We start from the raw sequence: 13849 nt of genomic DNA, 5'->3' as shown, positions 1-13849 counted from the left end.
GTGTCCCACGCGGCCTTGTCTAATGAAAAACGGAAGGACCTTTCTGATGAGTCAATTTACTTGCCAGTGCTGCCAGCAAGTTTTTGACAAGAGCTGTGATCCGTGCTTTGTGATTCGCCTCACGGCATTCCTGGAGATTGAACCTCACTTCGAGGAAACGGATTACGACGATACCGACCGAGACAATCTTTCGGTACTCGCGGATACTCTCGAACAGGTTTATCCCATCGAAGACCCCACGCTCCACGAAGACCAGATGCCCCAAGATTTTCGGCTCTGCCGCGACTGCTACCCGCAATACATGCGAGTTCCGGTCGGTCGCGAAAATCAGGCCGCGTTAATCTCGTTCAGCGACAACTAACCAGGCCAAGCAGCCTGATGCTGTCTCGTAAGAAGCTACCACCTGTGGTAGATCGTGCGCAAGACGCGAGCAGCCGGCGATATTGGCTGGGAGGTAACCTCTGCTCTTTACGCACAACACAGGCTTAAGCACAGAGAAAAAGAAAACCCACCGCGAATTCGATATCCGTGGTTAAGAAATTCCTCTCTGTGAGGTGGTATCGAAGAGCGGGCGCGCACTCGATGCATGATGGTGAGCTTCGCGGCGGCATGTCTTTTGCGGCGTTTAGAACACGGTCTTTTCCAACTCTCTACCCGTGGAGTGTCCCTTGTCGAATACGAATCAGCCGTCGCCTCAGCCGGAAGAGTCCGGCAGCAGCGTTTTGGGTTGGATCATGCGTACGATCTTTGGCGGGATCGTGTTGGTTCTGCCGTTTGCTGTGATGCTTGCCATCGTTCACTATATCTTTAGCTTGATGAACGATTACGTCGTTACTCCTTTGGCAAAGCTGCTGTTGCCGAAAGGGTTCGAGGATCTGTTTATTTTCTATTGGGGCCCTTTGCTCTCGGTCGTGGTTGGCCTGGTGTTTCTCTTTTTTATGGGGCTACTGTTTCGGACGCGTGTGCGCAACTTTGTGGACTGGGCTTTCGGCAAAGTGCCTGGCGTGAGCACCCTTTATTCGGCGATAAGCGACACGGCCAAGGCGCTGACCGGCCCCCCTGGCCTGGCGAATGTCGACACGGTGGTGCTCGTTCCCTTTCCCCAAAGCGAGACACGAATGGCCGGATACCTGATGACCAAAAGCGAGCAGCCCAACGGTCGCACATTGGTGGCCGTGTATGTGCCGCTGGTTTTGTTCCCGCCGTCAGGCTATACGCTTGTGGTGCCGGAAGACAAGATCGTCTACACCGATTGGCCGACCAAAGACGTGTGGAAGCTGCTCCTCTCAGGCGGCCTGACCATACCCAAGAATATCCCCTTCGAGCCAGAAGAAGGCATCAACCAGAACAAGACAACCAGCGGCGAGCCGGCGGTCGATCATAAAGAATAGCGGCTAAGGCCTGCTCGTAAGCACCGTCGAGCCTGTCTGTGTGAAGCCGGCCAGCTTCAGCCCACGCTGGGCGGCGGGGTGCTGCATGAAGAGGTTCCATAGCCTGCCGGTTAGCATGTTCTCGGCCATCATGAGCGAGATACCGGTGTCGATCCCGATCACGTCCGGGTTGACCCAGTCGTTGGCCGGATTGAAAGCATTGACGAAACCGTAGTGACCGTAGATCTTCTCGCCGAAACGATCCTTTTGGAACTCGAGCGTGTGCAACGCTTCGTGTGGCAACACGGCCAAAGCGCCGGCGGCGGCGCTAGGGACGATTGTCCCGTCAATTTCTCGATCCGGCTCGACGCGACCGTCCTTGTAGGGTCCGCCCCAATCGCGGTAGCCAAACTCGCTGTCGCTGCTGGTGATGCCCCATAAATCTGGGCCGTAGTGTCCCATCCGCTGTGGATACTTCGCGCCAAGCTTCGTTAAGAAGTTGATCTGGGCGTGATGCGCGATCTTCGCGTTCTCCCAGAAACTACGACCATTAGGTGCGCGGTAATTCTGGAAATCGAAGAATGCCATAGGGTACTGATGAACGAACAGCGGCGGATAACTGAGAAACTCTTGACCCTGAAATTTCAGCACCGGCTCGCGTCGCCAAGCATCCCAGCTTGAGGGAGGAATCGGGTTCGACGGCGCACCGATGGCCAGCAACGTGAGAATCAAATGCTCGCTGAACTGATCCCACTGGTGCGGCAAGATACCAATCTCTGGCAAGTATCCCATGTGCAAACAACCGTTCTCGCCCAGTAGCCAAGTCCACTCGACTCGGTTGTAAAGTTGCTCGGCGAGCGCACCAATTTCGGAATCGTCCTGGAAAGCGACCGAAGCGGACATCGCCCCGGCGAGCATCAAGGCCGTATCGACCGACGACGCTTCCGAGCGAAGCATTCGCTGGCCTGTCTTGATATCGAAGAAGTGATAAACGAAACCTTTTTCATGAGCGACGAGGTCGTTAAGCGAATGCAACATGGTCCGCACGCGCTGCTGGATCTCTTCGCGAGGTGCCCACTCGTACTGGGCCGCGATTGCGTGCGATGCCAGGCCAAAACCACATGCAGCACTACTGCCGTGCAGACTGTAGTTGCTTGCGTCGGTTGCGGCGCGGTCGGCAACCAGTTGCGTCTTCAGGTCGACCGCTTCCAAGAAATAGCGGTAACAGCGTCGCTGCATATCGCGAACAAACGCTTCCCCTCGCAGATCGAGGACTGACGAATCAGGAAGCACTTCGGAATGTGCCCTGCGCGGCAGCACTCCGCTTAAAGCCAAGGGAAGCGAAAGGCCAGCCGCGAGGAAAGTTCGCCGTTTCATAGCAACCTCCTCGTATGTGGAAGGATCAAAAAGGAAGGCTTGGAAGATTCTTGCCCCAAAAATTCGCCCCGGTTGACCCTAGATTTCCGAGGAAGTCAGAGTGCTGTGCCTAAGCGACCGCTGAATCATATACATAAGCAGTCGACTTTTAAAGGATAACGAGGCCACATAAACACATATTTAAGGTACGACATACCGCAATACGGCCCTTCAGAGGCATGTGCAGGCATAATAACCAAGTTTATCGAACTTTATCTTTTACTCATGGCGGCTTGAGCTGGCTTGCCAACGGCTAGGGGCGTTTCGATTTCCCCAAATAAGCCTAGAAACAATGCCTTCCCCCCCTATAGATGGCGACTTTCGAGGGGCTCCCTCTTCATCATTTTTTTTCATTGTGTTTTGGCTGACCATCGACGCTAACAACGTGATTCCCATCACAATACGGCCATTTTGGTACTGGCCATTTACTAAGGTTTTCTCACCGTAAAGTTCTCGTTCTGCTCATTTACAACCCACTTCGTACCAAGTACATTGCCACATTACTGATACCGAGTCTCTGGATCACAAGTCCACGAGAATGCGGTAGACGTTGATTTCTGAATGTAGGTGCTATAACGCCGCCCATGGGCTCAGAGAGAGATCCTCAAGATTTCTTCTCTGCCTGCCACAGCCCATTGCTTACACGGCGTTTCCCCAAAACGAAATCGATCGTTTGCGTTTGGCTCACATCCACAGTTCGTTACGAGCCTGGGATTCTATCACCACTGTTTCATCCACTAGGAAAATGAAATGCGTTTGCAGTGCTTTGCCGTGTCGTCTCGCCGTGCGTTTACGCTGGTCGAATTGTTGGTTGTGATCGCCATTATTGGCGTATTGATTGCATTGTTGTTGCCAGCGGTGCAACAGGCCCGCGAAGCTGCCCGGCGGATTCAGTGCACCAACAATATCAAGCAGATTGGCCTGGCGATGCACAATTACCACGACACCTTTCTTAGCTTTCCGATTGCTCGACAATCGAACTCGGCAAACTGGGCCGTGGGCATTTTAGCCATGATGGAACATGGCAATCTGCAAGAGCAATACGACTACGACCTCGAATGGGATGAGGGAACCAATCTCGACCTGGCCACGGAAATGCCAGACGCGTTTGTCTGTCCTTCGAACCCATCGGCAGGCAACATTTTGAGTGATAACGGGTTTGAGACAACGGACTATTCTGTCGTGCGAAGTGCAACAAACTGGGAATTTACCGAGTCTTTGTTTCAGTCCTCAGGTCCTTACAAAATGCGAGATATTACCGACGGTACCAGCAACACGTGCATGACCTACGAATCTGTAGGCCGCGCCGACTGGTGGGTTGCCGGGAAACGCAATCCTGGACGTAGCGGTTACAATCACGACTACGGTGTCAGTAAAGACCCTTGGACATCGCGCCAAAACGCCGGCTGGATGTTCCCCTGCGAAGTAGAAATGAATGCCGCCGGCGATGACATGACGACGGTCTACTGGACTGGAAACCGAGTGCTTAACGTCAGCAACTGGTTCGGTGCCCCTTACTCCTTCCACCCAGGCGGAATTCAAATGGGCATGGCAGACGCCTCGGTCCGTTTTGTTCCTGAAACCGTGTCACTCGAAAATGTAACGGCGTTCACTTCCATCAATGGCGGCGAAATCCTGGGAGAATACTAATGTGTAGCGTATCTCTCACGCATGTACCGTCTTTCACATTGTTTCTATGCGGCCTGGTTCCCTGTGTGGTGGGCTGCACCGGTCGGCCCGAGTGGCAGTCGGACGTGCAGCCAGTTCAAGGAACGCTCACGATCAATGGTGAAGCGGCCAAGGGCGCTGTGGTTACCCTGTATCCGACTGGCGAATCGTTCGACATCCGCAAGTCCAAGCCGTGGGGTGTCACGGATGAGGCCGGCGTCTATCGCTTGCGAACGTATGAGAAAGACGACGGCGCTCCGCTAGGCGAGTACAAAGTAACCTTCGTTTGGCAAGAGAACCCATCGGTCATGGGTTCGCCGGATCAACTGCGAGGTGCGTACAGCAGCCTAGCCAAGTCCGAGTGGACATTCACGATCGACGAAGAGACTTCTCAGTTGCCGCCTATCGAGGTCACTGGTGCTAAGGTGTCATCCGCTCCGAAACGCAGATCGCGTAAGCCGACTCCGTTTGATGATGCTGGCTAAACGCGTTTGCTGTGATTTGTTGATCGCGAACTGAATTCTTTCCCCTGCCAAGTGAGCAAACAGGACCGTCTGCAGTCCTGTCGAATTGGAGAGTACCGATGTCCCTAGACATGGTTGAGTCAGCAGCGGATGTGCGTGCCGTAGAAAAGGTGCCATCCAATTCGAGTTCGCCTAAGAAACAGCCGACGCCCACTTCGCTGTACCGCGTGATGTGGCGTTGGCATTTCTATGCTGGCATGATTGTCTCGCCGATTCTAATGGTGGTTTCGATCACTGGAGGGATCTTTATTTTCGCAGCGGAAACCGGCGACTTCGTCCATCATGACCGGTTGTTCGTGGACTCTGTCGGTGAGACAGCCCCATACACCGCAATGCTGGCCAGCGCGGAACAGGCCATCCCCGGCGGCAAGTCGACCCGCATTACCCTGCATGCCGACCCGTCGCGTACGGCAGTCGTCAGCGTGACGCCTAAGAAGCAGGAAGGTGAGGAGGAAAAGAAAGGACGCCGTGGCCGAGGGACTTCCGTGTATGTCGATCCATACACTGCCCATGTACAGCAAGTCGAAAAGGGACCTGACCAGGTCGGCGCATTTTTCCGCACCGTGTTGAACATTCATCGACGACTTTTGGCCGGAACCACCGGACGCATTGTCGTCGAGCTTACGACAACCTGGACAATCATCTTGGTCCTCAGCGGGATCTACCTTTGGTGGCCCCGTAAAAAGGAAAAGATCAAAGGTGTTTGGATCCCGCGACTGTCGGGCAAGTTTTACACCATCCTCCGCGATCTCCACACGGTGCCAGGCATCTACCTGACACCGATCTGCCTGCTCATTATCGTGACGGGATTGTTCTACACGGTTGTCTGGGGAGAATCGTTCTACCAGGTTACCAACCCTCTTATTGGCAGCGAAGTCGTCGAGAAGGAGGAGCCCGGCAAGGGCGGTTCGAAGTCGAAAGGTGCAAAAGAGGCTTACGTCGCCCCGAAGCTCGAACTGCAAGCCGCCATGACCAAGGCGCGCGAGCTTTACCCCGATCGGGACGTCACCCTGACCCTTCCTACCAAGTCGGACGATCACTATGATGTTTCCGCGATTAACGACTATGCTCGCGGAACCTATGGGGCGATGGACTCGACCGGGCTCAAGCTTCATCGCGACACCGGCATGGTCATGGACGTCGAAGATCTGTGGAATAACGACCGCTACTGGTGGCACACCTGGGCCTACCCACTGCATGTCGGTAGCGTACTGGGGATGACCACAAAGATCTTCTGGCTCGTGGCTTGTGTCCTCCTCGTCGCCATGCCGTTCACTGGCATCTGGATGTGGTGGAAGCGACGCCCCAAAGGAAAAACGGGCTTTCCAGCCACGCCAACCCCCGGCGGCGTCTCGCGCTGGGTTTGGATCACCATCCTAGTGCTATGCTTTACGCTACCAACGTTTGGGCTCTCGGTACTGGTAATCGTCCTCTTCGATTTCGCCTTGTCGAGAATACAAAGCTGGCGTTCGCCTCGCGTTGCGTAGCGCACGCTACACATCAATTGCTTAACGCCTGGGGAAAGAACGGGAATAACTCGCGAAGCTCTTCCGGCGTTGGCTGACGACCGTATTCGCACACCTCGAAGGTCTCGGCGAATTGTATTTTGTTGCCGAGTTCTTCTCCGTACCATTGCTGCAAAAGTCCGCGGTGCTGCTTGGCTTCCGATCCTTGACGCTTTGTCCAGCGATCGTGGACGAACTGCCGACGCAATTCCGGCTTGGATGCAGGCGGGACCTCGGCGACATATTCGGGACTGCCCAGCGCACCCCCTTCAAAGATCTGCGATTCCAAAGCCATCAATGCGTCAACCTTTTCCTCGAATACATCGTCGAGCGCGATCGCAACATCAGGACGGAAGGGATACGGCTTCTGGAAGCGGTCGCTTGAATAGAGAAAGACCGGGTTCTGCTTCAGTGGCGGTGTATCAGGACAGAAATACGGCACTAAGACCATGAACGCCGCATCTTGCACAAGAATGCCCACGTTGCGGTGATCGGGGTGGTAATCCCACGGTCGATGGCTGATGACGATATCTGCATTCCAATCACGGATGAGACGTGTGATCTTGCGGCGATTCTCCAGCGTGGGCAGCAGTTCGCCGTCATGGATGTCGAGCACTTGGGAAACGACTCCCATTCGTTTAGCCACCTCCGCCGACTCGGCCGCGCGGCGCTGAGCTAGTTCACCTCCAGACATCTGCCAATGACCGATATCTCCGTTGGTGACCGAGACCAACTTCACTTGGTGCCCTTGCTTGGCCCACTTGATGGCCGTGCCACCACTTTTGTACTCGGCATCGTCCGGATGGGCGCCAAAACAAATGATGCGGAGTTTCTTCTCTGAAGTTGGTTCACCCGAAGCAGAGGATTGGCCCCAAGCAGCAGCCGTACCGCCACCACTTATAACGAGCAATGCAATCGAGATAACAAGGAGATTTCGCAGCGAAAAAGACATGAGAGACTCACTTGAGAAGGAAAGACTTGGCAAACGAGTTTCCCCTAGCATAATTCAGCGCAAAAGCCGAAGTCGATCCCTGCTTGATCGGCTCGCAGGTAATTTATCCGCATTTTTCGCCTAAAATAGATCGTGATATCGTTGAGTGGGATAATGGGGCCTCGTATTCGCTTCACCACGTTACGTCGGGCTAATTTTGTCCAAGGTGAACCGAGTGGACGGGGTTTCTCATTGAACGGGGTCGAAGCGTCGATCGTTGGTTTTAGGCATTCTGAGCTTTGACTTCCTTGGCCGTATCGAGGTAGGACCAAAGTACTAACGTCGTTGTTACCGCGGCGTAGACGCTTAGCACCCAAAAACGCCAGTCCTGATTAGATGCACCAAATTGACTGTCGTATATCGAAAGGGCAATCATCAGCATCGAGCCTATTGTTGCGATCTGCCATCGCAGCCAATTGCCGATGCCAAACAAGATGGAGATCATTCCACTGGCTACATAAGTTAAGGGATTGTCGATCAGTTGCCCGGCATAAACACCGCCCCCGGTGAGCATGATAAATCCTAGCGCAATTCGACCAGCACCAAGCGAAACGTTTAAAAGAGCCATCAACTGAAACGGGTTCATCTAGCGAGCCTTTATGTTTGAGATCATGAATGCTCGAATCACATTGCAAAAGACATGCCCGTTCTCCCATTCCGCTGGCGTCCATCGCGGGAGTCATGATTGCCCCAAGACGCTGTAGTTAAACAACTTAAGCCCAGATCCCACGCTTTGATATAAGAATTCGATTCAACGCCGCCGCTACGAGATCGGAAGAAAATGACCGCTTACCAACCAGAACGGTGGATCGTGCTAAGCTACTAAGGTGACTACTTACGGTCGCAACAATTAGCATCGCCTAGGCCAAAGGGTTCTCATGGTTCGATACACAAGATTCTTACTGTTCGCGTTGGGGCTGATGGCAATCGGCGGGCTAGGTATCGTGTGGGCTCACGATCCAGTCGGCCCGCTTAAGGTCACCGTTCTCGCCAAATCGATCGATGCATGGGATGGCAAGCCGCTACCAGCTTATCCGAAAGGACAGCCCGAGATCACGATACTGCGGATTGTCATCCCGGCCGGCGAGAAAACGCCGCTGCACTTGCACACGGTGATTAATGCCGGGGTTCTGCTACGAGGAGAACTCGACGTGCACATGGAGAACGGTCAGACCAAACGACTCAAGGCCGGGGACTCGCTAATCGAGGTGGTCGAGAAACCGCACTGGGGAGCGAACAACGGCAAGGACGATGCCGAGATCATCGTCTTCTACGCCGGCGTTCAGGGCGAAAAGGTTACGCGTGAACTCGACTAACACGCGCACCACCACGCACAATAATGACTTAATCTTGCTTAGCCGCTTCGACAGGGATTTGCACCTCCCATAGTCGTTTCGTTGCTGGTGTCATCGGACCATGATACCCCAAGCGGCGAGGATCTCCACTCGGCCTCCATTCGGGGTTTTTCTGTAACCAGCCTTCTAATTGTGTGAGTGAATCCTGGTACACCTGAGCGTTCATCTTTCCTTGCACGGCCAGGGTGACGAAGGTTTGTTGCGGATGATCGTTAACATTGACCTGTCCGAGACCGCTTCCGGCCTGACCTTGTTGAGTGGTGCGATACAGGAATTCCATTTCCACTTGAGGGCGATCGTCTGACTTGGTGTAGGTGTTGACTACCGGTGCCGTCATGGCAATCTCGTTGGCTTGAATGTGGGCGAACAACTGCCAAAAGAGCACGCCGTCGGCCCGATCCATCTTCATGCCACTTTTCGCGACGGCACTGCGGTACGCGGGATACTTTTTTACGGCGATTTCGCCAGGACTTGTTGGATCGGGCCAGCCCTCCGGTAAAGGAGCATCTAGCTCGGCAGGCGTCTGCGGACCTTCGCCTGCGGACGTGCGGGCTACGGTTATTATCGCGGCAACGGCTATCAAGGTAACGAGGTATCGTGTCAGCATCTGGGCACCTAGGGGAAAGTTGCGTAAAGCATCCTAATGACAACCGCAATCGGTAGCTATCAATAACTGCAGATCGCTAGCAGGCCTACTCCTGCTCACCTTTGATGCGCAATGTGACGCTGAATCATCCTAATCGTTAAAGACGTTAAAGATTCCCACTACTCGGTAGCGATACCCTTGATAACGTTTCTCCACCCATATTTACCACGGTGCTGGCATTGAATGTACCGCTACCGCCAGGAACGGCAATCGCGGCTGTGGCATGGACTCCCTATTGAATGACTGGCAACCGAAACACGCTTGATTCCCTTAGCCGAGCCTGTCGCTTAGGTTTCACCCTAGTGTTATTGCTACTCGGATTATTAGGTTCCGCTACCAATGGCGACGACTGGTTTCGCGATGCGGACGAGGCCTATCCCAACGTCACCGCGAACTTCGGTCAGCCCTCCCCTTCCCCTCTTGCTGCGCGGTCGCAGTCCAGGGGAGTCAGACTGGCCTCGCACTTTCAGCCGGTAGTTACGCCGGTCGCAGCCAACTTGCAGCCAGCTGCACTGACGCCTCCGGACCCTCCGATGATATTGCCTAATTCGACGGCATCGCCGCTGCCGGAGACGGTAGATCCTATCCTGCAAAACTTCACCGGCCAATCATTCATGAGTGAGTCGAGCCGGCTCAACATTGGTTTCGACTTTTACTCGGCGCCTTCCTTCGATGAGGGGCTCATCCTATACGGTGACAATGTCGCCATGAAAATCGGCGGGTACGTGAAAGCCGACTTCATCTACGACTTCAATCCGATCGACTCGACTGACTCGTTCGTGACCACCTCGATCCCGGTCGGAGCCCCGCCGCGAACGAACTCCAGATTTCATGCCCGACAGACTCGCATGAGTTTTGACACGCGCTGGCTGGCCATAAATGACAACCCCGTCCGCATTTATGTGGAAGGTGACTTTTTCAGCGACGACGATCAGTTTCGCCTACGTCACGCTTACGGAGAGTCTGGCCACTTGCTAGTCGGGCGAACGTTCACCACGTTCACTGATGTTTCGGCAGCTCCGGCGACACTCGACTTTGAAGGGTCGGTGTCTGCGGTAAATCGCCGCCAGGCTCAGGCCCGGTTGACGACACCGTTCTTCTGGGAAGATGTCAAAATGGCGGTAGCCGTCGAAGATACACGATTCATTGTCGAAGCTCCGATCGGAGTTACCGGCGAGTCGCGATCCCCTTCCCCAGACTTTATCGGGCACCTGCGACTGGACAAAGAATGGGGGCAATTCCAGGTCGCCTCGCTGCATCGTATCGGCGGCTTTCAACCTGATGGGCAAGAGGTGCTGACTCGCTATGCCTGGGGCTTCAACTTCACCGGGGTCATGCTCGTGCAGCCCCGTACGAAAGCTTACTCTCAGATTGTCTTCGGTGAAGGTATCGGCAGTTACCGTGGACTTCCCGACGCGGCCCCAGTTTCTGCGACTAGCAGCGACCTACTGGGCATGCTCGGCTGGATGGTGGGGGTCACTCACGATTGGAATGATCGCTGGAGTTCCAACTTCACGTATGCTGAAAACACCCTGGATAACCTCCCAGGGCAAGCGGCCGACGACGTCCATCAAACGACTTATCTGGCCATCAACTTGATCTGGCAACCAACCGATCGCTTTCGGGTCGGTACCGAATATTTGTACGGTATACGCGAAAACATCGACGGCGACGTCGGGGCCGCCAATCGCGTGCAGACGTCGTTTATCTTTGATCTTCCGTAATCGTGCCCATGCTGCGGATGCACTTGCCGACCGCATCGGCGCTACGCCGCAGCGCGGCCTGCTCGTCTTCAGATAGGGGCGGCGTTAGAACACGCGTTACCCCTTGCCGACCAATGACCGCCGGCAGGCTCAAGCAGACATCGTTCACGCCAAAGCTATCTTCGATCAGCACGCTTACCGGCATCGTGTGACGAAGGTCGTAGACGATACTGTCTAGAATCATCATCGTCCCCAACGCGATACCATAGCTGGTATGCCCTTTGAGTCGCGAGACTTCGTAGCCAATCTTCACGGTCTTCTCGAACAACCGGCGCGACATATCGCTGGCGTAGAAGCGTTCGCCTCCGGTCATCGACAACGAGTGCGCCGCGAATTGCGTATCTCCATGTTCACCCAGGATATAGGCCCTGATGTCGTCGGAGTGAATTTCCAGTTCGGTCGAAAGCATCGCGCGGTAACGCACGCTATCCAACAGCGTTCCGGTCCCTAAGACGCGATGCGGCGGAAAGCCGGAGAGCTTGAGCGCCGCGTAGGTCATCGCATCGACCGGGTTACTGACCATGATGATGATCGCATTGGGGCTGGCCTCGGCCAGGGGTGGAATCCACTGCTTAAGAATCGCCAGGTTATCGCTGGCCAGCTCTGACCGCTTGCGATTGGGGTCGCCGTAGGGAACCGACGCGGTGAAGATGATCACGTCGGAGTTGGTCGAATCGGAAACGTCCCCGGCTCGAATCTGCATGCTGCTATTTTGCGTGGCCGTGGCATGCGAAAGATCGATCGCCTCTCCCTCGGCCGTGTCACGCGAGCGATTAAGCAGCAGCAGTTCGCTGGCCATGGGATTGATCGTTGCGGCAAATGCGATGGCCGCTCCGACACGACCGGTGCCGACGATAGTGATTTTCATCGAATCCTACTTTTTTCTATTCTTTCCTTTTGCTTTCCAGTTGCCGTACGTCGCAGTCAGCACTTCATCCACCTTCGTACGATCATCACGACTGGCGAACGCGGCCAGCATCGGGTCTTCGGTCGCTTTCATGTGAGCAACCAGTTGCTCTTGAAGTTCTTTGATCTTATCGGCGTAGTCGGAATTGTCGATCAGGTTATGCAAACAGTTGGGGTCTTTCTTCAAATCATAAAACTCTTCCGGCGCGCGATAGCGAAAGAGGTCGACGCGGGCCTGAATCGCTGGGTCGTTCTTAGCGGCGCGGTTCATGGCGGCCATCGTCTGGCCTTCATTGTTGTTGCGATACCAGTACTCGCCGTCGCTAAATGGATTGTAGATGTAGCCGTAATTCGCGTTCTGCACGCATCGCATCGGCACGGCGGCTCCGCCTGCTTTCGAGTCGATTTGTGTAAAGACATATTCGCGTCCTTTTTGCTTTCCCTCTTTAAGCAGTGGCAGAAAAGAACGCCCGTCGAGCCCCTCTGGCCCTACGACATCGGCCGCCTCGATGAAGGTCGGAAAGAAGTCGACCACCGACACAAAGTGCTGATTGTCGACGGTGCCTGGCTGGATGTGACCGGGCCAGCGCACCAGCAGCGGGCTACGCGTACTATGGAACCAGGCATTGCACTTGGCAAAGGGAACGGCGATGCCGTTATCGGTGATGAACAATACCAGCGTGTTGTCGACATCGCCTGATTCAATCAAGGCCTGCATAACTTTGCCGAACGTATCGTCGAGCCGCCGGGTCGAGTTCATGTAGGTCGCCAGTTCCGCGCGAACGCCTGGCAAGTCAGGCAAGAAGCCTGGCACTTCGACGTCTTCGGCGGTGTAGACCTTCGAGGGCATTGCGGCCCCTTTGGTGAGCTTCGCCGGATTGCAATAAGGACGATGCGGATCGTGCGAGTTGACCATCAAATAGAACGGCTTGCCGGCGTCTTGGCATTGTTTCAAGAAGGTCTTGGTACGTTCGTAGTAACGCTGCGGATTGCGGCCATTTCCCAGGCTGCTTTGATCGAAGCTGTAGTCCCACTTCATCGACTTCTTCGGTGTCGAATGAGGCACCTTGCCAAGGATCCCAGCCTGATAGCCGGCAGCCTGAAGCGTGTTGACGATATCGGGTACGTCTTCGCGTGCCGGCATGAAGCCCATCGCACCAGAGCGATGGCTATACCGACCGGTGGCGATGATCGCTCGGCACGGGGCACAGATGGCGACGTTCACATGCGCCTTGTTGAACTGCAAGCTCTCGGCCGCGAAGGCATCGAGATTCGGAGTGAGGCCGCCCGGCTTACCGCCGTACACGCCGAGCGAACCGGCGTGCAAATCGTCGGCGGTGAAGAGCAAGATATTGGGACGATCCGCGGCGAAGAGATTGCTGGTCAGTAACGTAAAGAGGACGGTCAGAAGTGCAGTCTTCATGAAGGGCTCTCGATTTAGAATTACGCTCGATGGAAGAGAGAGCCTTATTGTAAGTGCCTTGCAGCGAGCAAGCGAATCATCAACGAGATCAAAGCGGTATCTTAATTTCCTACAAATGTAGGACAGGAAATTTACCTTATCATTTCCTGGTCCATTTCACGCTTTTAAAATGGGCCGCTTACCCCTTTATCGCCCCTACGTCCAGGGTTCCGCCATGCCGCCCGAAATCCGACTGCCCGTAGGCAACGTCTTCTTATTGCATGTTGGTTGTTTTCACCCTAG

At 54.8% G+C, this 13849-nt stretch carries 13 protein-coding genes; 7 read left to right on the top strand and 6 right to left on the bottom strand.

The annotated features are described in order from the left end of the window. Window positions 1-46 precede the first annotated feature (46 nt). Window positions 47-361: a hypothetical protein gene (locus HOV93_RS18410; protein WP_207397992.1), complete on the top strand. Its 315-nt coding sequence runs from the start codon at window positions 47-49 to the stop codon at window positions 359-361. A 307-nt stretch (window positions 362-668) separates the two neighbouring features. Further along, window positions 669-1391, top strand: a complete 723-nt coding sequence (locus HOV93_RS18405; protein ID WP_207397991.1) for a DUF502 domain-containing protein — start codon at window positions 669-671, stop codon at window positions 1389-1391. 3 nt (window positions 1392-1394) lie between these two features. Here the strand turns inward: HOV93_RS18405 and HOV93_RS18400 are convergent, their stop codons facing one another. Beyond that, window positions 1395-2747, bottom strand: coding sequence for a glucoamylase family protein (locus HOV93_RS18400; protein WP_207397990.1), 1353 nt, complete (start codon window positions 2745-2747; stop codon window positions 1395-1397). Window positions 2748-3536: 789 nt separating this feature from the next. On the opposite strand from HOV93_RS18400, the gene HOV93_RS18395 reads away from it, so the two are divergent. The 3 genes from HOV93_RS18395 to HOV93_RS18385 all read left to right on the top strand — a co-directional run bounded on the left by HOV93_RS18395 (window position 3537) and on the right by HOV93_RS18385 (window position 6465). Continuing rightward, on the top strand, window positions 3537-4436 hold the full coding sequence (locus HOV93_RS18395; protein WP_207398029.1) for a DUF1559 domain-containing protein: 900 nt from the start codon (window positions 3537-3539) through the stop codon (window positions 4434-4436). Beyond that, complete coding sequence (locus tag HOV93_RS18390) at window positions 4436-4939, top strand: hypothetical protein (protein WP_207397989.1); 504 nt, start codon at window positions 4436-4438, stop codon at window positions 4937-4939. Before HOV93_RS18395 ends, HOV93_RS18390 begins: the two co-directional genes overlap by 1 nt. A gap of 98 nt (window positions 4940-5037) precedes the next feature. Continuing rightward, complete coding sequence (locus HOV93_RS18385) at window positions 5038-6465, top strand: PepSY-associated TM helix domain-containing protein (protein ID WP_207397988.1); 1428 nt, start codon at window positions 5038-5040, stop codon at window positions 6463-6465. A gap of 13 nt (window positions 6466-6478) precedes the next feature. On the opposite strand, the gene HOV93_RS18380 is transcribed toward HOV93_RS18385, so the two are convergent. Both HOV93_RS18380 and HOV93_RS18375 read right to left on the bottom strand, forming a co-directional pair. Next, complete coding sequence (locus HOV93_RS18380) at window positions 6479-7435, bottom strand: PIG-L deacetylase family protein (protein ID WP_207397987.1); 957 nt, start codon at window positions 7433-7435, stop codon at window positions 6479-6481. Window positions 7436-7697: 262 nt separating this feature from the next. After that, window positions 7698-8060, bottom strand: coding sequence for a hypothetical protein (locus tag HOV93_RS18375; RefSeq protein WP_207397986.1), 363 nt, complete (start codon window positions 8058-8060; stop codon window positions 7698-7700). A gap of 292 nt (window positions 8061-8352) precedes the next feature. On the opposite strand from HOV93_RS18375, the gene HOV93_RS18370 reads away from it, so the two are divergent. Next, complete coding sequence (locus HOV93_RS18370; RefSeq protein ID WP_207397985.1) at window positions 8353-8790, top strand: cupin domain-containing protein; 438 nt, start codon at window positions 8353-8355, stop codon at window positions 8788-8790. Window positions 8791-8818: 28 nt separating this feature from the next. Here the strand turns inward: HOV93_RS18370 and HOV93_RS18365 are convergent, their stop codons facing one another. Next, window positions 8819-9436 (bottom strand): heme-binding protein, encoded by a 618-nt coding sequence (locus tag HOV93_RS18365; protein ID WP_207397984.1) that lies wholly within the window; start codon window positions 9434-9436, stop codon window positions 8819-8821. A gap of 278 nt (window positions 9437-9714) precedes the next feature. On the opposite strand from HOV93_RS18365, the gene HOV93_RS18360 reads away from it, so the two are divergent. Continuing rightward, entirely contained in the window at window positions 9715-11199 is a 1485-nt protein-coding gene (locus HOV93_RS18360) for a DcaP family trimeric outer membrane transporter (RefSeq protein WP_207397983.1), read from the top strand. Here the strand turns inward: HOV93_RS18360 and HOV93_RS18355 are convergent. Beyond that, window positions 11180-12106 (bottom strand): lactate/malate dehydrogenase family protein, encoded by a 927-nt coding sequence (locus HOV93_RS18355; protein WP_207397982.1) that lies wholly within the window; start codon window positions 12104-12106, stop codon window positions 11180-11182. The genes HOV93_RS18360 and HOV93_RS18355 overlap by 20 nt on opposite strands. 6 nt (window positions 12107-12112) lie before the next feature. Beyond that, a complete protein-coding gene (locus tag HOV93_RS18350; RefSeq protein WP_207397981.1) occupies window positions 12113-13567 on the bottom strand; it encodes a sulfatase family protein in 1455 nt (484 codons plus the stop codon). Window positions 13568-13849 lie beyond the last annotated feature (282 nt).

Origin of the sequence: Bremerella alba, from assembly GCF_013618625.1 — a bacterium.
Classification (GTDB): domain Bacteria; phylum Planctomycetota; class Planctomycetia; order Pirellulales; family Pirellulaceae; genus Bremerella; species Bremerella alba.
This window is presented reverse-complemented; position numbering and strand designations above follow the sequence as displayed.